Below are 20,365 nucleotides of genomic sequence, written 5' to 3' on the forward strand. Positions count from 1 at the left end.
CAAGTGATCTTAATGTGAATCTTGTTAAAGTATTTGCTGCATGGCCTGGTATAATAGATGATGAGGAAGAGATAGCATTATATGGTCCGTATGAACGCGGCAATCATTATAAACGATTATATCCTGCCGATCTCCGCAAATGGAAAAAAGCGGTTGAAGGAATCAGGGAAGTGGCAGACCAGGCTGCTGACCTTGGCATCACACTCGCATTACAAAACCATGCTCCGGTTATAACACCGGGTTATGAAGATGTATTATCGATGATGCAAGAGGTGGATCGAAAAAATGTAAAATTATGTTTGGATGTCCCGCTATACTACGATCGCCAGGCAGATGATTATGTACGTGAGTCGGTAAAAAAGACTGCAGAACATATTGTGCTGACGCATTATGGAGCATGGAATTTCAGCGAAAATGAAAAAGGTGAAGTAGTCCAGGATCCCGCTCCATCCTTTGGTGGGCAAATCAATTACAAAGCATTTCTGAATGCGCTGCAGGGAGTTGGTTATGATGGTTACCTGGTTTCTGAATATTGCCTGCCTCAAATCAAAGATCACAAGATCAGTGGAATCAATGATGTTGATAAGGCAAACCTGATGGCACTTAAATACATGAAAAATCTAGTGAAAACAAATCAAAAAGTAATGGCCTGAATAGGCCGGTAATTTAATATGTCCATGTATTTAAAAGCTCGGTTGAGGGTAATGATGTTCCTGCAATTTTTCATCTGGGGAGCATGGTATGCCACTGCAGGAAATTATATGAAGAGTTCGGGGATGACTGATATAATTTATCTCGCTTATATGGCAAGCCCGATAGGATCAATAGTTGCTCCTTTATTTTTAGGAATGATAGCAGATCGTTTTTTTTCAGTGCAGAAGGTAATGGGTGTGATGCATATAATAGCAGGTATTGCGATATTCTGCGCGCCTTTTGTCGCGGAAGGACGGTATTTTTCACCGCCGGTTTTTCTTTCACTGCTACTTGTAAATATGTTGTGCTATATGCCAACCATCGGTCTGGCAACTGCAACTGCCTTCCATCTTTTGCCTGATAAAGAAAAACAATTTCCTATGGTCAGGGTCTTTGGCACTCTGGGTTGGGCGTTTGCAGGGATCCTTGTTAGTTTTATCCTGCAGGGCGATAACACAGGAAAGCCCATGCAGGTGGCCGGGTTGGCAGGCGTTCTGATGGGATTATACAGTTTTACACTCCCAAATGTTCCTCCTGGCAGTACCTCTGAAAAACTTTCCATAAAAGATATCATCGGTCTTGATGCACTGAGAAAGTTAAACTCACGTCCTGTAATCGTTTTTATCATCAGTATACTTTTAACAAGTATCCCGCTGGCAACTTATTATGCCTATGTACCTGTTTTTCTAAGAACCGCTGAAATTTCAACTCCCGCATTTAAAATGAGTTTTGGAAATATGTCTGAAGCGGTTTTCCTGCTGATGATGCCCTGGTTCCTATACAGGCTTGGCGTAAAGTGGGTAGTGGTGATTGGTATGTGCGCATGGATATTAAGGTATTCGCTTTTTGCATTTGGCGCACCTGATGCTGTCAGCTGGATGATCATTACCGGGATTCTTCTACATGGTGTCTGCTATGATTTTGTTTATATCGCAGGTCAGATCTATCTCGACAGGATGGCTTCAACAGCCGTTCGTGCCCAGACCCAGGGGTTATTTGTTTTTGCTTCTTATGGCGTTGGCCAGGGCCTGGGGACACTTGCAGCAGGATGGGTATTTAATAATACAGTAACCGGCCAGGGAAAAGAGGCGCTTCAACAGTGGCAACAATTCTGGATTATTCCTGCGGTATTTGCCACTATCGTAACCATCGCCTTTCTTATCGGATCACGTGATCCGAAAACAACTAAGAATAAATCGCAAACGGATGAGGGGAAAAAAGCATTGATCCCTAACTAAAATAATTGTATGAAACATAACAGACGCGAATTTCTCCGGGAGGCAGGTCTTGCTGCTGCGGCACTTGGGGTTCTTACCCATCTTCCTTTTTTAAAAGCAATGGCCGGTACTGATAAACAAAATTTCTTCAGGATCTCCCTTGCAGAATGGTCACTACATAGAACCCTTGCCAGTGGGAAGATGACGAATATGGATTTTCCTGCCAAAGCGAAAAATCAATTCGGCATTCATGCTGTTGAATATGTTGATCAATATTTCCGCGACAAAGCGAAAGATCAGAAATATTTAAATGAGCTAAAAAAACGTACTGCTGATCTCGGTGTACGCAATGTATTGATCATGGTCGACACAGCTGGTGCGCTCGCTGAGACAGATGATACTAAACGCCGGGCAGCAGTAGAAAATCATTATCAATGGATAGATGCCGCAAAATTCCTGGGCTGTCATTCCATAAGAGTGAATCTGAGAGGTAAGGGAACACCTGAAGAGATGGCTGCCTCATCGATTGATGCGCTTGGAAGGCTTTCGGAGTATGGATCGAAAAATAAAATTGGAGTTATTGTTGAAAATCATGGCGGAGTGTCTTCTGATGGCAAGTGGCTTACTACCGTGATGAAACAGGTTAATAATCCTTATTGTGGAACCCTGCCCGACTTTGATAACTGGTGTGTGACTTTGAGTGAAACGGGTACAGATAAAAAATGTGATGTAGCGTATGACCGCTTTTTAGGAACAAAAGAAATGATGCCATATGCCAGGGGTGTGAGTGCGAAATCACGCAGTTTTGATGCGGATGGAAATGAAATAAATATTGACTTCAATAAGCTGCTCCGGATTGTTAAAGAATCGAAAACAAAGGCTTTCCAGGGATATATTGGAATTGAATACGCAGGAAATGTACTCAGCGAGGATGATGGTATAATGGCAACAAAAAAATTACTTGAGCGTCTATCACTTAATTTATAAACAATAAAAAATGAAAAGAAGAAAGGCGGTCTCCACACTACTTATGGGAATTGGCGGGGCAATTCTTGCTCCATCCATTTTCTTAACGGGGTGTAAATCTGAAAAAAAGCGAAGTGAATTCCTAACCGATGAAGACATTGCATTACTGGATGAAATTGGTGAAACAATCCTGCCGGCAACATCGACTTCACCTGGTGCCAAGGCTGCAAAAATAGGAGCCTTTATGAGACTATATGTAACGGATTGTTACAATAAGAAAGATCAACAGGTCTTTATAGACGGTATTACCAAATTAAATGTGTTGAGTAATGAAAAACATAACGATGATTTTGTGGAACTGACCAGTTCGCAAAAACAGCAGGTTATTAAGCTTCTCGACAAAGAGGCCGGAGAATATGCAAAGACGAAGAAGAAAGGCGAACAGGATCACTATTTTTCGATGATGAAGAATCTAACGCTTTTTGGTTATTTCTCATCTGAGATTGGGTCAACCAAAGCGCGGCGCTATGTTTCGGTTCCAGGCCGATACGATGGTAATGTACCATACCGGAAAGGTGACAAAGCCTGGGCATCATAAGTTTTTAAGAATATTAAAATAAAAATACTGAAATGGGATATCTGAATATTAAAGGTGTAGCTGAAAATACATTTGATGCAATTGTGATTGGATCAGGAATGACGGGTGGCTGGGCAGCCAAAGAATTATGCGATCATGGTATCAAGACGCTGGTTTTGGAACGGGGTAAAAACATTGAACATCTCAAAGATTATACTACGGCGACGCTTGATCCCTGGGACTTTCCTCATCGCAACAGGCTACCGTTGCAAGTGAAGGAAGACAATCCAATCATTTCCAGGTGCAGCGCTTTCAAAGAAGACTCGATGCATTTTTTTGTGAAGGATAAGGAGCATCCCTATGTGCAGGAAAAGCCATTTGACTGGATTCGTGGTTACCAGGTTGGTGGAAAATCTTTAATGTGGGGAAGAGGCAGCCATCGATGGAACAAATTTGATTTTGAAGGACCGGCCCGTGACGGGTTTGCAGTAGACTGGCCCATCCGTTATGATGACCTGGCACCATGGTATTCGCATGTTGAGAAGTTTGTAGGAGTTTGCGGTAACAAAGACGGTCTTGAAACTTTTCCTGACGGCGAATATCTGCCACCATGGGAACTTAACGTGGTTGAAAAAACGTTGCAAAAAAGGATCATGAGCAGTTACAAAGACAGGTATGTAGTAAATGCGAGATGCGCTCATTTGACTGAACCTACTGAACTTCATTTAAAGCAGGGAAGAGGAAAATGCCAGGCAAGAAATTTATGTGTACGGGGTTGTCCTTACGGTGCTTACTTCAGTGCTAATTCTTCTACACTGCCATGGGCCGCCAAAACCGGTAACCTGACCCTTAGGCCCTACTCTGTTGTACATTCAATTATTTACGATAGTAAAAAGGGAAAGGCGACAGGTGTAAGAGTTATCGATTCTCAAACCAAACAGGTCACTGAATATTTTTCCAAAGTAATATTCCTGAATACGGCCACTTTAAACTCAAATCTTACTTTACTGAATTCAACATCAGATCGTTTTCCGGAAGGCTTAGGAAATGATAGTGGAGTACTTGGCAAGTACATTGGATTTCATATTTACAGAGGATCCATCTCAGCTGACATAGATGGATTTCTTGATGCATATTATTACGGCCGTCGTCCTGCATCTACCCTTATTCCCAACTTCCGGAATGTATACAAACAGGAAACAGATTTCCTTCGTGGGTATGTTTCCTTTTTACAGGCAGGTCGGCCTGCCGGCAATGATAACTCAGGATTAATTGGAGCTGAATTAAAGGACCAGATGACTGAGCCGGGAGACTGGAAGGTAAACTTATCGATGCAGGGTGAAACAATACCTAAAGAAACAAATCATGTACGCTTAAGTAAGGACGAGAAAGATGAATGGGGAATACCCTTGCTTAATATTTCTGTTGACTATGATGATAACGACGAGAAAAAAATAAAGGATTTTTATACCCAGGGATCTGAGATGCTGGAAAAGGCAGGCTGCAAAAATATTCAGACACGCGATAACAACTGGGCTCCCGGATTGGACATTCATGAGATGGGTGGAGTGAGAATGGGCAAAGATCCAAAGACATCAATGTTAAACAAGTGGAACCAGATACATAGTTGTCAAAATGTATTTGTCACAGATGGCTCATGTATGACATCTTACGGTTCGCAAAGTCCTTCGTTAACTTTTATGACTATTACGGCAAGGGCTGCTAATTATGCAGTTGAACAATTGAAAAAAGGTAACCTGTAATTGAACAAGGATAATGTGTAATCGAACAAAGTGAACCTGTATATCAAAGTCTTCAAAGCCCGTTACTTTATGAAAAATGCCATTTTCTGTTCTGCGTTATGTTTCCTGCTAGTGGCCTGCGGAGATAGCCAGGCTCCGGAAATCACTACAATTGAAAAAAGTAAGGTTGTGGTTGATTCTTCCGATGCTAACGATGAAGCCTGGATAAATCTATTTGATGGCAGGTCTTTGGCAGGATGGCATTCATATGGAACAAGTACAGCTGGTCCTGCCTGGCAGGCTGATAGCGGGTCCATTCATTTACATAATGGTCCGAAAAATAAATACCAAACAGCCGGAGGCGGCGACCTGGTCACAGACCAGGAGTTTGATAATTTTGTATTTGAGATTGAATGGAAAATCTCGAAAGCAGCAAACAGCGGAATACTGTTTTATGTACAGGAAGACACCTCCAAATATAAAGAAACCTGGCATTCCGGATTCGAGTTACAAGTTTGCGACAATGAATATAATGTTGACGCACATGTTTACAAACGGGATGCCGGTGATATATACGATCTTATTCCAGCTACGTCAAAAGCAGCAAAGGGATATGGACAATGGAACAAAGTAGTGGTTACATGTAATAATGGCAAAGTTGAGGTGACTCTTAATAATACACAAAATCTCTCATTTAATTTACGTGATGACAAGTGGAAGCAATCAATTGCTAACAGCAAGTTCAAAAAAATGCCTGGATTTGGTTCATTCAAATCCGGGCATATTGCTTTACAGGATCATGGTGCAGAAGTGTGGTACAGGAATATCAGGATAAAAAAATCCATTTAATGTTTCATTTATATTCTTGACGAGCTGATCCTGACATCCACCCGTTTCCATGCTTTATTGAATCGTTTCATAACTGCATTTGCTTCTTTGTTTTTATTTGCCAATCATGCTTTTATATAAACCCATCAGCGCCCATCCATTTTTGGGGTAGGTAATCATTTCCTCGCGGTAAATTTTTTTTTGACCGTGGAAAAGTGAGTCTCCTAGTGTCTATCTAAGATGTAGATGATATCAGATCTAATTTGATTCCATTTTCTTTAAGTACATCTTTATATAGTTTTTTCATTTGTACAGATTTTCCTTTACAATATTTTCAAAGATGCTCCTAAACACTTCAATGATGTTTCCAATGGTGTGGATTCAATGCCCCAGCTGTTCCTAAAATGGGCGTTTATCAAGTAAAAGCCACTATAGATGTAAATAAAATGGAGCACTACGAATATAATTTTGAAATTGCATATAGGGTTTCTATCAAAAAAAGTGTTCCATTTTACAATTCGTTCCATTATACAATTCATTGAGACACGTTTAAAACTCCTTATATGAAACAAAATATATTTGTAGTTGTTTTCGCTTTGGCGAACTTATGTATTATTATCAACCTTGTAGCTCAATCAAAGCAAAACAATACACAAACCACCGCAAGTGTTATTCGTGCAAGGTCAATTGAGCTTGTTGATGATAAAGGACAAAGTCGCGCAATGTTATCGGTTGAAGCCAACGGTGAAACCGTTTTTCGTTTAAGGGATGCTGAAGGGACTATAAGAGTAAAACTAGGGGCTTCTAAGGACGGATCTGCCTTACTGTTACTCAATGATTCCACCGCTCCCGGTATACATGCATTAGCCAGGAATAATGGTACAAGTATTACATTGATTGATAAAAACAAACAAAAGAAAATACTTAAACCTTAGGGTAGCTGTACGGACCGCTTTTAAAAATAATATAGACTATAAGGGTTATCGATAACAACATCATTTACAAGGTAACGTATTTTGTCTGACCAAAACAACCCACCAGCGTAATGATGAATAAAATGAAAGAAGTGATCTCATAATTGCGTAACGTTGGTCAAGATACGTCACTTGTTGGAAGTTTAAAATAGGTGCCTTTCAGAGCGGCCACAGTTCTAAATTGTTTTTACATTTGTAAGGACAAATTTATTCTATGTTGAAACGAAGCCTGCATTATTTTTTCAAGAAGTTCAGTCGCTCAAGAACAACGTACCTTGTCAATCTTGTTGGATTATCTGCAGGGTTTGTATGCTGTCTATTCATTTATTTGTGGATTTATGATGAGTTGCATGTTGATAAATTTTATACGAATTCCGATAGAATTTATAGTGTGATGATCAATGACCGGCAACCTGACGGTATTAATACAGGCAATAGTGGAAGTGTTATACTTGGACAGGCGCTTAAGAATACATTTCCGGACATTCAAAATGAAGTAGTCACCACTCCGGCCGAATGGTTCAAATCCTTTAGTATATCCTATGATAATAACGATGCTGTCAAGGGAATGGGAAATTTTGTCGGCAAAGATTTCTTTAAGGTTTTTCCCCGTAATTTTTTAGACGGAGAGGAAAATACTGCCCTGGCCAATATCAATTCCATCGTGATATCGGCACGACTGGCAAAAATGTTATTTGACACTACTGAAGGAGTGGTGGGCAAAGTGATAAAATGGAACTGGTTATCGATTAAGCGGGAGCCCGTAATTTCAGGCGTATTCGAAGATTTCCCACCTAATTCGTCGATTCAATTTGATTTTCTGGTACCTATTTCGTCCTGGGGTGAAATTATGAAAGCTTCGGGAAACACTCCGGATTTAAGTGGAGGTCCTTTCAACACATTTGTAGTTTTAAATAAGGGCGTAAAGGCAGGGGAGCTTAATAAAAAAGCCGCCAATTTTATAAAGCAGCATATACCAAATTCAACTAACACTATCTTTCTTGCAAAATACTCCGACAGCTACTTACATGGCGTTTATGAAAATGGATTACAGAAGGGCGGAAGAATCGAATTCGTAAAACTATTTGCCATTATTGCAATTTGTGTTCTCGCTATTGCCTGTATTAATTTTGTGAATTTGTCGACTGCGAAGGCATCCGAAAGAATGAAAGAGGTAGGCATAAAAAAAACGCTGGGTGCGGAGCGGCACACACTTACTTTTCAGTTTTTGGGAGAATCTGTCCTGTTAAGTTTCGTATCGTTGTTAATCGCTATCATAATTGTAATCTTGCTATTTCCTGAATTTAAAGCACTCACAGGAAAGCAATTTGTGCTATGGTTAGATCCCTGGCTTATTTTGTCTGTAATCCTGATTACGTTGGTTACGGGTATTATTGCCGGAAGTTATCCCGCCTTTTATTTATCCCGGTTTAACCCGGTCGCTGTACTTAACGGAAAATGGGTAGGTTCAGCCAGAGGCATATTTATCAGGAAAGGCCTCGTGCTTTTTCAATTTAGTTTATCTATGTTATTTATTGCTGTGGTTATGGTTGTTCTCAACCAGATAAAGTTTGTCCAGACAATCAATCCCGGTTATGATAAAGACAATATAATCTATTTCGAGAAGCAGGGACGTGTGGAGCAGAACCTTGATGCTTTTCTGGCGGAAATAAAGACATTTCCCGGGGTCACCCAGGTATCAAGCATTCAGAATACTATAATTTTGCCATCCTTCATGCCAGCTCCAGGCGTTTACTGGGATGGAAAGAATGCCGATGACAAGATCAGGTTCTACCAATCAGGAGTCGACTTCGACGCAATAGAAACGCTGGGAATAAAAATGGTGGCGGGCCGATCTTTTTCCAGGAAGTTTGCCGATTCAACCTCCATAATACTAAACGAATCGGCTGCGCGTGTGATGGAACTTCGTGACCCTATCGGGAAAAAAATTACCTTATGGGATAAGGAAAGAACGATAGTAGGTATAGTGAAGGATTTTCACTTCAATTCATTGCATGAAGAGATTAAGCCATTTATCTTCAGAATGGATCTTCAGGCATGTCAATTGGTTCTGATCCGGGTTGCTAAAGAAAAGCACAAACAGGCAATTGCAGCGATCCGTAAATACTATAAAGAATTTAATTCGGGAACGTATTTCGATTACAAGTTCCTGAGTGACGATTATCAGGCACAATACGCCGCAGAGGAAATCATTATTACGCTTTCCAAATATTTTGCCGCATTGGCAATTCTTATATCCTGCCTGGGGTTGCTGGGGTTGACAACTTTTGCAGCGGAGCAAAGGATCAAAGAAATCGGGATACGAAGAACATTAGGTGCAAGCCGGATGGCCATCATTTATTTGTTATCCGTTGATTTTGCCAGGATCGTTGGTTTGTCTATTCTTGTTGGATTGCCACTAAGCTACATTGCAGCAAATAACTGGTTAAATAGCTTTGCCTATCGGATAGCTTTAACCCCGGTATATTTTATTTCAGCGGCAATCATTATTTTTCTAATTGCGGTATTAACAATTGGCATCCAAACTGCCAGAGCATCTATGGCGAACCCTATTGAAAGCCTGAAAAGCACTTAATAAGATTTCCACGAATTATATGACTGAGGATATTTATTTGAAATCATATAAACTTATTCATATACGTTATGATCTGTTAAAGTTTTACAGTATATTGTCGCAAAACTGAATAACAGATATTAAATCCGATACCCAAAATGTGACTTGTGCGAAATCCAATTGAGCCACCGGCCGACATCAACCGGGCGAAGAACATAACAACCTTAAGGTATCTTCTTTCATTTTTATTATTATTGTTTAATTTTTCTTTACATGCTCAGATCATTACCACTGTTGCAGGTAATGGCACGAATGGATATACGGGCGATGGGGGACCAGCGATAAATGCCCGGCTTTCGGATATGTATTATTGCACTCCTGCAATTGATAATGCAGGTAACATATATATAGCACAGACGGGTGATAATACAATCCGAAAAATTGACGTATCAGGCATCATAACAACCATTGCAGGAAAAAAAGGCTTATACGGCTATTCCGGAGACGGGGGGCTCGCAACAGACGCTCTTTTACATCGTCCTAATTCTATAGTTGCAGACAACGCCGGAAATATTATTTTTACAGATGCGGGCGGAACCTGTATCAGGAAGATTGATGCATCTGGTATCATTACAACCATATCGGGACTTTGGATAAATAATTGCGGAGCAGGTGATGGAGGTCCTTTGGCGTCGGCGCAGTTTAAAGCAATCTCTTCGCTTACAATGGATCAGTCTGGTAATTTATATATATCAGACTATGGATGCAATATCATCAGAAAGGTAAATACTTCAGGCATAGTCACAACAATCGCCGGAAATAAAACTTATGGTTTTTCGGGGGACGGGGGGCCAGCGACTTCTGCACAGTTGGCATATCCTGGCAGTACAGCAATAGACAATGCAGGGAATGTATATGTTTCCGATATACAAAATCATCGGATCCGCAAGATCAGCACTACAGGTATCATTACAACGATTGCCGGAAATGGTGGTAGTGGTTACAGTGGTGATGGGGGTCAGGCGATTAACTCAAAGTTTGCCTTTCCGGGTAGTGTTGTAGTGGACAATAGTGGCAATCTTTATGTGGGTGATTACAACCATGTCATCAGGAAAATAGATCCTTCGGGTATAATTACGACATATGCAGGAAACGGAGTCCCAGGTTATTCCGGAGACGGCGGGCCTGCTATCCTTGCATCTATGGTATTAACAGAAGGAAAAATCACTATTGATGCAAATGACAATATTTACTTTGTTAATTACCAGAATGGCAATGTAATAAGGAAGATCATCAATTGCATTACGCCATCTATAAGTCAGCAACCATCGGATATTGAACTGTGCGGGGCCGGAAATGCAACTTTCAGCATTGCCGCCTCAAATGTTGTCGGCTACGAATGGCAATTGGATGCAGGCAACGGATGGAATGATCTAGTCGACGATGCCGTTTATTCCGGGTCCGGTACAGGCACTTTATTCATAACAGGCGCTACAACAACCATGACGAATTATAAATACCGATGTGCTGTAACGAACATCTGCGGTACGATATTTTCCATGCCGGGATTATTAACAGTTGAAGTACCTACCAATCCGTCGTTGACAATCACTACTTCCTCCACCATTAACTGCGAAGGTGCTTCTGTGATCTTCGCAGCTGCTCCTGCGCATGAAGGATCTTTACCGGTGTTTGAATGGAAGAAAAACGGCGTCACGGTACAAGTAGGTTCAAGAAGTTATACCGACAATTATTTGGTGGATGGGGACATTATCAGTTGTGTTCTTACTTCCAACGCAAATTGTCTTATTGGTAATACAGCTGTCAGCAATGCTCTTACCATGACCGTAACCCCGAAAGAAAAACCCACTTTAACTATGGTGGCATCTGACAATAATATCTGTTCGGGTAAACCCGTGACCTTTACATCTACGGCTACACATGCGGGTTCGGCGCCACTTTACACATGGATTCACAACGGCGTCAATCTTTTTATTAATTCGCCCACATATACTTCTAATTCTGTTAACAATGGAGATGTGATCATGTGTGCAATGCTTTCCAGTCTTACTTGTGTAGTAAGTCCTTTTACAACAAGTCTTGCCATTCCCATGGCTGTTACACCATCTGTTCAGCCCTCGGTTACCATTGCCGCATCTGCAAATGCAATCTGCAAAAACACCACCGTGGAGTTTACTGCTACTGCATTGAATGAAGGCCTGCATCCTGTATATCAATGGAAAAAGAATGGATCGCCCGTTGGAAGCAACAATAAGAAATATATTGATAACAGTCTGGTGCAAACTGACGTCATAACATGCACTCTTACTTCAGATGCTGACTGTACTATTAATACCCAGGCTACTAGTAACGCTATTTCTATAACCATTCACCCGGATCCGGTTGTATCACTTGATCATAGCAATACGCTTTGTGCTGGAAGCGGCAGAACGCTTGATGCTGGAAATTTCAATTCTTATTTGTGGAACACGGGATCAACCGACAGAACCATCTTAGTTGGCGGTATCGGTATGTATTCTGTAATTGTGACCGATAAAAATGGTTGTACCGGTGCTGATTTTACTAATATCACTACTATTCTTCCGCCTCCTGCCGGCTTTTTACCGCCCGATACAGATGTTTGTACTTATGGGAATCTGCTATTAAAACCATCTGTCGGATTCAACAGTTATTTATGGAGTACCGGTTCGACCGATCCTTCGATATCAATTAAACAACCGGGAGAATATCGGTTACGGGTCAAAGATCAGCATGGATGTAATGGAACAGATACAATTATCGTTTTACCCCGTGATTGTTTAAAGGGATTTTTTATGCCCACAGCTTTCACCCCTAACCATGATGGCAAAAATGATATGTTGAAGCCAATTCTTCTCGGAAACGTTAAACAGTACCAGTTCCAAATTTATAATCGCTGGGGGCAACTTATTTTTCAAAGTAACGATCCTACAAAAGGATGGGATGGCAATCTCCATAACGGAAATCAGAACAGCAACACTTTTGTATGGCGCTGTGTTTACCAGCTGGAAGGAGAATCAGTTCAGAACATGAGAGGTAGTGTTATTCTGATCCGGTAGCTTTCTCAGTGTTTTGGGATAATGTTTTTGCGGAAGTAAGAAATTAAGTATATTCCGGATATAAACCAATGTATATGCGCCGAAAAATGTTCGTTCTATCTTTAGTAGTACTTGTTATCGCATTCTGTTCTGTAAGTTTTACCGCGGAACCGAAATTTAAGAATCTAAAAGTGCTAAACAAAAACATTACTAATGATGAATTGGAAATAGTCATGAAAGAATTTAAGACTGCTTTGGGTGTAAAATGCGGTTTTTGTCACGCCGAAAGTAAAACAGATCCAAAGAAGCTGGATTTCGCAAGCGATGAAAATAAGCATAAAGATATTGCCCGGGGCATGATGCGCATGTCCATGAAAATTAACAAAAAATATTTCAAGGAAAACAAGGACACTATCGCAAGCATAACCTGCTTTACCTGCCACAGGGGAGACAAAGAGCCAAAAGAAGCTCCAAAGGAAGTACTTGAAAATTAATAACTACCCTTAGGTTTGCGGCTCTCTTCAAGTTGAAAAACATTTTCATTCGCCGTTTGTGAATAAAGTTGTATTTGGTAGACAGTGCTGCATTGCAAATGTATCTACGGCCTCTACCAATACAAGTACTAAACTGGTGAAGCGGACAAAGTAGTTCCTGAACCGGCCAACTCTTAAACCTAATATTATTCTATTTATATCTGAAATAACAAAACCGCCCTGTTAAGACGGTTTTGCTGTTTGCTACTAAATAGAGACCGTATCCAAATAATGAAAAAGCGTTGCTTCGGTCATACCCGAACCTGGGTGCAAGAATAAAAAACAAAACTTCAGAATGAATACAGCCAGATACTATCTCATTTATAAATCTCTATTTCGATCTTCCCATCCTTAGTAACCGCTCCACGATACATCCCTTCCGTATTAAAAGGCATGGCAATATTACCGTTTTTGTCGAGGGCGATAAGACCGCCGTCGCCACCGAGGCGGCCTACTTTTTCAGTAACTATGCGGCCTGCTTCCTGGATGGATAATCCTTTATACTCCATTAAAGCACTGAGATCATGAGCTACTACATTCCGGATATAGAACTCACCCCAACCAGTACACGAAATACCAACAGTTGAATTGGCATAGGTGCCCGCGCCGATAATAGGTGCATCACCTACACGTCCATATTTTTTATTTGTCATTCCACCTGTGGAAGTTCCCGCTGCCAGCAGACCGTTCTTGTCCAGGGCAACACAACCTACCGTTCCAAATTTGTTATCTACATTAATAGTGCCCTTAAGCGGCGCTGAACTATGATCGAGTTTTGATTTGAGAGAATCTTCTTTTAGTGCATCCTGCAGACCCTGCCATCTTTCAGGAGTACGAAAATAAGATGGATCGACAATTTCAATTCCTACTTCTTTCGCAAATTGTTCAGCACCGGCACCTACCATCATTACATGTTCTGATTTTTCCATCACGGCACGTGCAGCTGAAATAGGATTACGGATCGTTCTTACCCCTGCTATTGCGCCTGCAGCCAGCGTGTTTCCATTCATAATAGCAGCATCCATTTCATTTTTCCCATCATGTGTAAACACTGCACCCTTCCCTGCATTGAACAATGGATCATCTTCCAATACGCGGATGGCAGCTTCTACCGCATCAAGACTGGAAGCACCCGATTTGATTTTCGCGTAGCCCGCTTCGAGAGATTTCTGAAGTCCATCGCGGTAGGCTTTTTCTTTTTCAGGAGTCATCGTACTTTTTAAAATAGTACCAGCGCCACCATGAATTATCATAACATAGTTACCTTCTCCTCCCTGATGTAATTTTCCATTTTCCATCCACCACCAGTTCCATTTTCCTCCTTGTGCTTTGGTGGTATCAAAATCGACTACTGAAAAACGACCAGCACCGTTTTCTGAGCCCTGGATCTCATATACTTTAATGGCCTTTTTCCCGGCCTCCCATTGTACTGGTTTACCAGCTGCGCAAAGTTCGGGTGGAGCGGAAGGGCTGGTCAATAAAAAATATGCTTTGCCTTCGCCTATTACTTTCGCTATACCATTCTCATCAACACATACAGCCGTTCTTTCATCAGGCGCGATTCCTTTGGGAAATGTTTTCCAATCGGTTATGATACGACTCATGAAGGTAACATGCCTTGCCTGTCGCTTGCGTGCCACATAATGCTGGTCTGTTATAACGTTCTTTAAAAATGGGGGATGAAGAAAATCATTATTATAAAGAGTAACCAGGGTATCATATGGATTCATGGCCTGTGCTGCAGTGGCGCTTCCTGTTTCACCGCTATAATAAAAGCCGCTTAATACTGCACATCCTGCACTCGTGCCTCCAACCGGCACTTTCTTTTTGTTAAGAAGATAGTTGATGGCTTCTGAAGTCTTTGTATTTCTCCAGAATTTCATATAGTTCGACTGATCGCCTCCCGTAATGAAAAGCATCTCGGCATTCCTTATGGTAGATGCAGTTTTCTCATCATTAGCTACATCGCGTGAATTGATCAGCAAAGTTTCTATTGAATTTACCTTGCCTAATTTGCTGATATCGTCATCATACAGATAATCTCCCGAAGCCCGGATCACTACTACATCTCCTCCGCCGCTTCTGTCTATCATCCATTTAAAAGCTCCATCTACGTTGCCTCCTCCACCTATCAGGGCCACCCCTCCTTTTGTAACAGTCGTTACATCTTTAGGATCACCGCTCAGATTTAAAGATGCGCTCTTTTTCGCTTGTGCATCCGCGATATTGATACTTAAGATGCCTGCTACAAAAAAAGCAATCATCATTTTCAGGGGAACTGCGATAACAAATTTTGTCATGATCAATAGCCGGGATTTTGTTTTATATTTTTATTTGCTTTTAGCTCACTATTTGGGATAGGAAACACATACTGTGCTTTGTCTGGTGTAAGCAGTACTGCGCCAAGTGCATTTACTGCGTCATCGGGGTTTCGTGTAATTGGCAAGTTCCATCTTCTGAGATCATAGTGGCGATGACCTTCGAATGCGAGTTCTTTAAAGCGTTCAGTTTGTAAAGCTGTTATTAAAGCATCCTTTGTTGCGAAAGCCTGATCTACATATCCGCTGATCCTGGTTCTACGAAGTGAATTCAGACTGGTGGCCGCAGATACAAGGTCGTTCTTTTCGGCATATGCTTCTGATCTTATCAGGTACATTTCACCGCTGCGGAATAGCTTTATATCCACCCTGTTTGGATTGGCAGCATCACCCCCTGTATATTTTATTACCGCATTTGGTATTTTGCCATCTGCTTTTCTTTGCGGATCGATAATAATATAAGAAGAGAAACGTATATCGTTTGCCTGGTCAAAAAGATTCGTAAGTTCATTCGATGCCGCATAATAAATACGACTGCCTGCAGGGTTTGTTAAAAAGCCCGCCTGTGTATAAAGATTTCCCAATGGTGTTTCCGGATCGGAAGCCACCCTTTTCAACTTCCATAGCACCTCATTATTGGTTTGATCTTTCCATATTTTAGGAAAGTCTGTGCGTGAAGCCAGAGCCACAGCAGTGATTGCCTCTGAAGCATATGTGATAGCATTATCCCAGTTCTTTTCGTATAGAGCTACCCTTGCCTGTATGGCTGATACAGCATTCCTGGTAATTCTTGTTCTGTCATCAAAAGATGCAGGTATGAGGGCTTTAGCTGCAACCAGGTCTGCATTGATCTTTACCATCACCGCTTCAAAGCTGAGACGTTCGGGACTGCCGACCTCTGATACCTCCATATATGGGACACCCATTTTACCCGCCTCGTATTTCTCTGCGAAATTTCTTATCAGTTCAAAATGACAATAAGCGCGTATTGCAAGTAATTCTCCCTTGTACTGATCTTTCAGGACGACCTCTGCCGGCTTCGCTTCTATATCATCTACTACTGCAAGTACCCGGTTTGCACGATCGATTGCTATGTAATTATCAGGCCAGGCATCGTGTACAAAACTTCCATCATATTGCCAGCGATAAGTAGCTACACCAGAACCGGTACTGTTTTCGGAAGGGAGCATCACTTCATCTGTGATCCTGGATGTATAAAAGACATTTGAATAATAGTTCAGTTTATTATATGCACCCAACAATCCTGCATTAATATCTTTTACGGTCTTAAATGCCTTCGATGGATCGATTGTATCTGTAGGTAACAGATCGATCTGTTTGTTACAGGACACAACCCCTAATGCAACTACACTTATTCCCAGAGTCAGGCTTTTGTAAAAATTATTTATTTTTCTCATTGTCGTTACAATTAAAAGTTAACATTTAAACCCACCACATATGTTCTTGGAGCCGGATAGCTGAAACGCGCATATTCATTACCGTTTTCGGGGTCAAATCCTCTCCACTTGGTCCAGGTCAGCAGATTCTGTGCCTGCAGATTGATCTGGATACCATTAATGAATTTCCATTTGTCGATAACTGATTTTGGAACGTTATAACCAAGATTGATATTCCTAAGCCTTATATAAGAAGCATCCTGTATATCCCTTGATGTATAATTTCGTGGCGCATTGATGCGAGGTAATATCGAATTATCACCTGGTTTTTGCCAGCGATCGTACAACAGCCGTGTTGACTGGTTACTGGTGATAAAGCTTGGGTTCTCGTTAAAATAATCTTCGTTGTTATATCGATTCACTATTGCGTTGAATACAAACAACGCATTAAATGAAAAATCCTTCCATGTCAATGAAGTATTGATGCCTCCGGTGATCAACGGAATATAAGTTCCAAAATCTGTCACACTAAGAGTAGCTGCATTATATGTTGTCGTGATCTGGCCATCCGGTGTATAATACTGCGGATCTCCATTATCCGGATTTACTCCTGCCCATTTGGGCGCATAATGAGCTCCGTAAGGAAGTCCGACCCTTATGATACCTGTATACTGGAATTCAAATTCATTCGCGCCACCAAGATCAAGCACTTCATTTTTATTATAAGCCATATTACCACCTAAAGTCCAGACCAGGTCTTTTGTTTTTATGATATCACCCTGCAGATCAAATTCAACTCCACGGTTTCTCATTTCACCCGAACTGATATTCAGGCTTCCAAATCCGGATGTTGCTGAAAGCGGCTGATTGATAAAAAGATTGCTCGTCACCCTGTTATAATATTCTGCGGTAAGGCGTACACGATTTTTGAAAAGTCCCAGGTCAAAACCGATATTCAGCTCGCTACCATATTCCCAGTCATAGTTCGGATTACCCGGCTGCGCTGGTGCAATAGCAGAAACACCACCGTATGATGTTTGTGTGTAAGTAGGAAGATAAGTAAAATCACCAGGAAAAGGACTTGCAGTAGTTCCATAACTGGCACGGAAACGGAGATTAGAAATTGCATCTACGTTTTCAAGAAATGATTCTTTTTTTGCTTCCCAGCTTAACCCTGCTGAATAGAATCCGTGCCAGCGGTTCACTTCCGGAAGTGTAGAAGAACCGTCATAACGATAGCTGGCATTGAGTGTATACTTGTCATTATATGTATATCTTAATAGCCCTATCCATGAAGCCATAGAGTTTTGTGTGCGCCTGCCGGTGAGAGTGGGAGTATAAGTACTTGGCGCACCAATTGCGGCAGGAGTTTGCGGGAGTCTTGAATCAAGACCATAGCCTGTATACCCAAAGGCTCTTGTTTTATTGTTGAGATACTCAAACAAACCTGTAACCTCCAGTTCATGATCTTCAGCAAATATATTGTTGTAAGTTAAACCGGAAGTAGAAACAAGTGATGTACGACGTGTGATCGATTCGCCAAAGCTTCCAAGCCGTCCCGGGGTAACACGTGTACCGGCATAAGAATCGGCGTTTATCCAATCTTCGGATGTAAGGTCCCGGTAGTCCACTCCCAACCTGGTTTTTGCGACCAGCCCTTTGGCAAGTGTATAACTCAGAGACATACCGAGTATGCTTTTAAGCTGATCCTGTTTTTTGGAAGAATTCAACATCCGTTCGTATGAGTCACTTCCTTCGCGGAGATCAAGCGTAGGATACAAAGTACCATCACCCGTTGTTACCAGTTTGCCGTCCGGCGCATAAGGATATTCGTAAGGCAATGCATAATATACAGCGGATAGTGGGTTCTGTCCGCCTGATCCACCTTCATTCTGGATAAGTGTTGAATTTGAATAACCAATATTCAGATTGATGTTAGCGGCGAATTTTCCATAGCTGAAGTCAAGATTGTTTTTCAGCGTGTATCTTTTCATACCAGATACTTTTACCACGCCTTGCTGATCAAAATAATTCAGCGAGGTATAAAAACGGATATTCTGGTTGCCACCACTAGCGCTGATCTGCTGCTCCATAAAACTCCCATCTCGCATAAACAGGTCGCGCCAGTCGGTATTCACACCTAGTAAACTGTCGGTTATATCATCGGCCCTCTGTTTTTGTGCGGCCGTCATTGTAGCATAATCAGGATTTAGTTTCGAATAGGTCCAGAAAGGCCCTGCTTCCGCCCCGGTTTCCTGTCCGATACCTTCTTCAAACATTTTCCGTTGAGCCGAATTCATCATATCGAATTTGGTCGAAGTAAGTGTTGAAACGCCATATTGTGATCTGTATTCAAGCGATAGTTTTCCCGCTTTTCCTTTTTTTGTAGTGATTACGATAACGCCGTTGGATCCACGGGATCCATAGATAGCTTTTGCAGACGCGTCTTTTAATACTGTTATGGATTCAATATCACCCGGGTTGATTGACTGAAAAAAATCAGATTCAATCGGCACTCCATCCATTACATATAACACGTTATTATTGCCTCCAATAGATCCGATACCACGAAGTATAACCCTGGAACTTGTACCGGGCTGGCCCGAAACGGCAGACACGGTCAAACCGGCAACACGACCCTGTAAGGCCTGATCAAAAGTAGCTACCGGTACGTCATTTATTTTATCGCTTCCCACAGTGATGGCTGCTGAAGCGGATTTATTTCTTGTATAATTAGTATAACCTGTAACCACTACTTCACCCAGGCTGGTAGCCGTCGTCTGCATCGTTACATTGATAACCAGCTGATCATTGATACTAATCTTTTGGCCAAGATAACCAACCAGCGAGAAGTCAAGCGTTTTTGCATCATCTGGTACCTGCAGGCTATAATCACCCGATGCATTGGTAGTAGTACCAATACCGGTGCCGGATACGAGAACCGATACGCCGGATAATGGCGTATCATTTGCACCGGTGACTTTTCCGCTTACTTTCCGTTCGGGTGATGCTTTATCGGCTGAAGTTTTATCGGTTGAAAAGATCACGACTAAATTATCTTCCTGCAGCCTGTAGTTGAGTGGAAGGCCGGCAAATGCTTTTGCCAGTACCTGCGCCAGATCTGCATTCGTTACGTTGATATCGATCTTTCTATCGTCAGGCAAAGTGCCTGTGTGGTAAACAAACCTGTACATAGTTTGTTTTTCCACCTCATTCAGCAAATGTTTTAAGGTTGTTTCCCGTAATTTCAGGTTTATTTTTTCTTGTGCGTTACCGGTTGCATGTACCTGCAGGCATAAACATACCAGCAAAATTGCAGTCAGCTTTGTAAGAAAAAAAAGTTTACGGCAGGGAAAGCCCCGGGGGTTTTCTGAAGGTGCATTTGCAGTCATCGTCATCATGTCAGTTTTTGGTTTATGATCTAAATCTTTGAAACAATCTGCTGCTTCGAAGCAGCTATATTTTCAG

13 protein-coding genes are annotated in these 20,365 nt (G+C 41.6%); 10 read left to right on the forward strand and 3 right to left on the reverse strand.

Annotated features, from left to right (window positions below):
• The 10 genes from VK664_RS12985 to VK664_RS13030 form a co-directional block, all read left to right on the forward strand.
• Positions 1–653, forward strand: a 653-nt coding sequence (locus VK664_RS12985) for a sugar phosphate isomerase/epimerase family protein (RefSeq protein WP_461399095.1), incomplete at its 5' end; no start/stop codon positions are given.
• A 24-nt stretch (positions 654–677) separates the two neighbouring features.
• Positions 678–1,931 carry an MFS transporter gene (locus VK664_RS12990; protein ID WP_461399096.1) on the forward strand — a complete coding sequence of 418 codons (1,254 nt, stop codon included), beginning with the start codon at positions 678–680 and terminating at the stop codon, positions 1,929–1,931.
• Positions 1,932–1,940: 9 nt separating this feature from the next.
• Positions 1,941–2,897 (forward strand): sugar phosphate isomerase/epimerase family protein, encoded by a 957-nt coding sequence (locus tag VK664_RS12995; RefSeq protein ID WP_461399097.1) that lies wholly within the window; start codon positions 1,941–1,943, stop codon positions 2,895–2,897.
• A 10-nt stretch (positions 2,898–2,907) separates the two neighbouring features.
• Complete coding sequence (locus VK664_RS13000; protein WP_461399098.1) at positions 2,908–3,474, forward strand: gluconate 2-dehydrogenase subunit 3 family protein; 567 nt, start codon at positions 2,908–2,910, stop codon at positions 3,472–3,474.
• Positions 3,475–3,506: 32 nt separating this feature from the next.
• The gene (locus tag VK664_RS13005; RefSeq protein ID WP_461399099.1) at positions 3,507–5,216 is read left to right on the forward strand and encodes a GMC oxidoreductase; all 1,710 of its coding nucleotides are present in this window, start codon (positions 3,507–3,509) and stop codon (positions 5,214–5,216) included.
• A 69-nt stretch (positions 5,217–5,285) separates the two neighbouring features.
• The gene (locus tag VK664_RS13010) at positions 5,286–6,044 is read left to right on the forward strand and encodes a 3-keto-disaccharide hydrolase (protein WP_461399100.1); all 759 of its coding nucleotides are present in this window, start codon (positions 5,286–5,288) and stop codon (positions 6,042–6,044) included.
• A 542-nt stretch (positions 6,045–6,586) separates the two neighbouring features.
• Positions 6,587–6,958, forward strand: a complete 372-nt coding sequence (locus VK664_RS13015; RefSeq protein ID WP_461399101.1) for a hypothetical protein — start codon at positions 6,587–6,589, stop codon at positions 6,956–6,958.
• Between the two features lie 253 nt (positions 6,959–7,211).
• Positions 7,212–9,593, forward strand: a complete 2,382-nt coding sequence (locus VK664_RS13020; RefSeq protein ID WP_461399102.1) for an FtsX-like permease family protein — start codon at positions 7,212–7,214, stop codon at positions 9,591–9,593.
• A 146-nt stretch (positions 9,594–9,739) separates the two neighbouring features.
• Positions 9,740–12,670, forward strand: coding sequence for an NHL domain-containing protein (locus VK664_RS13025; protein ID WP_461399103.1), 2,931 nt, complete (start codon positions 9,740–9,742; stop codon positions 12,668–12,670).
• A gap of 74 nt (positions 12,671–12,744) precedes the next feature.
• Entirely contained in the window at positions 12,745–13,143 is a 399-nt protein-coding gene (locus VK664_RS13030) for a c-type cytochrome (RefSeq protein ID WP_461399104.1), read from the forward strand.
• Between the two features lie 356 nt (positions 13,144–13,499).
• Here the strand turns inward: VK664_RS13030 and VK664_RS13035 are convergent, their stop codons facing one another.
• From VK664_RS13035 to VK664_RS13045, 3 genes are read right to left on the reverse strand one after another with little or no spacing between them, the layout of a single operon-like run.
• The gene (locus VK664_RS13035; RefSeq protein ID WP_461399105.1) at positions 13,500–15,482 is read right to left on the reverse strand and encodes an isoaspartyl peptidase/L-asparaginase; all 1,983 of its coding nucleotides are present in this window, start codon (positions 15,480–15,482) and stop codon (positions 13,500–13,502) included.
• A 2-nt stretch (positions 15,483–15,484) separates the two neighbouring features.
• Complete coding sequence (locus VK664_RS13040; RefSeq protein ID WP_461399106.1) at positions 15,485–16,918, reverse strand: RagB/SusD family nutrient uptake outer membrane protein; 1,434 nt, start codon at positions 16,916–16,918, stop codon at positions 15,485–15,487.
• 11 nt (positions 16,919–16,929) lie between these two features.
• Positions 16,930–20,298 carry a SusC/RagA family TonB-linked outer membrane protein gene (locus tag VK664_RS13045; RefSeq protein ID WP_461399107.1) on the reverse strand — a complete coding sequence of 1,123 codons (3,369 nt, stop codon included), beginning with the start codon at positions 20,296–20,298 and terminating at the stop codon, positions 16,930–16,932.
• Positions 20,299–20,365: the final 67 nt, after the last annotated feature.

This window comes from Flavitalea sp. (assembly GCF_035489435.1).
In the GTDB taxonomy this organism is placed as follows: Bacteria; Bacteroidota; Bacteroidia; order Chitinophagales; family Chitinophagaceae; genus DATHKG01.

What these genes read in the sequence shown, in the direction of transcription:
- VK664_RS12990 (WP_461399096.1), top strand. Translation starts at nt 678, where the DNA reads ATGTATTTAAAAGCTCGGTTGAGGGTAATGATGTTCCTGCAATTTTTC.
- VK664_RS12995 (WP_461399097.1), top strand. Translation starts at nt 1,941, where the DNA reads ATGAAACATAACAGACGCGAATTTCTCCGGGAGGCAGGTCTTGCTGCT.
- VK664_RS13000 (WP_461399098.1), top strand. Translation starts at nt 2,908, where the DNA reads ATGAAAAGAAGAAAGGCGGTCTCCACACTACTTATGGGAATTGGCGGG.
- VK664_RS13005 (WP_461399099.1), top strand. Translation starts at nt 3,507, where the DNA reads ATGGGATATCTGAATATTAAAGGTGTAGCTGAAAATACATTTGATGCA.
- VK664_RS13010 (WP_461399100.1), top strand. Translation starts at nt 5,286, where the DNA reads ATGAAAAATGCCATTTTCTGTTCTGCGTTATGTTTCCTGCTAGTGGCC.
- VK664_RS13015 (WP_461399101.1), top strand. Translation starts at nt 6,587, where the DNA reads ATGAAACAAAATATATTTGTAGTTGTTTTCGCTTTGGCGAACTTATGT.
- VK664_RS13020 (WP_461399102.1), top strand. Translation starts at nt 7,212, where the DNA reads ATGTTGAAACGAAGCCTGCATTATTTTTTCAAGAAGTTCAGTCGCTCA.
- VK664_RS13030 (WP_461399104.1), top strand. Translation starts at nt 12,745, where the DNA reads ATGCGCCGAAAAATGTTCGTTCTATCTTTAGTAGTACTTGTTATCGCA.
- VK664_RS13035 (WP_461399105.1), bottom strand. Translation starts at nt 15,482, where the DNA reads ATGACAAAATTTGTTATCGCAGTTCCCCTGAAAATGATGATTGCTTTT.
- VK664_RS13040 (WP_461399106.1), bottom strand. Translation starts at nt 16,918, where the DNA reads ATGAGAAAAATAAATAATTTTTACAAAAGCCTGACTCTGGGAATAAGT.
- VK664_RS13045 (WP_461399107.1), bottom strand. Translation starts at nt 20,298, where the DNA reads ATGATGACGATGACTGCAAATGCACCTTCAGAAAACCCCCGGGGCTTT.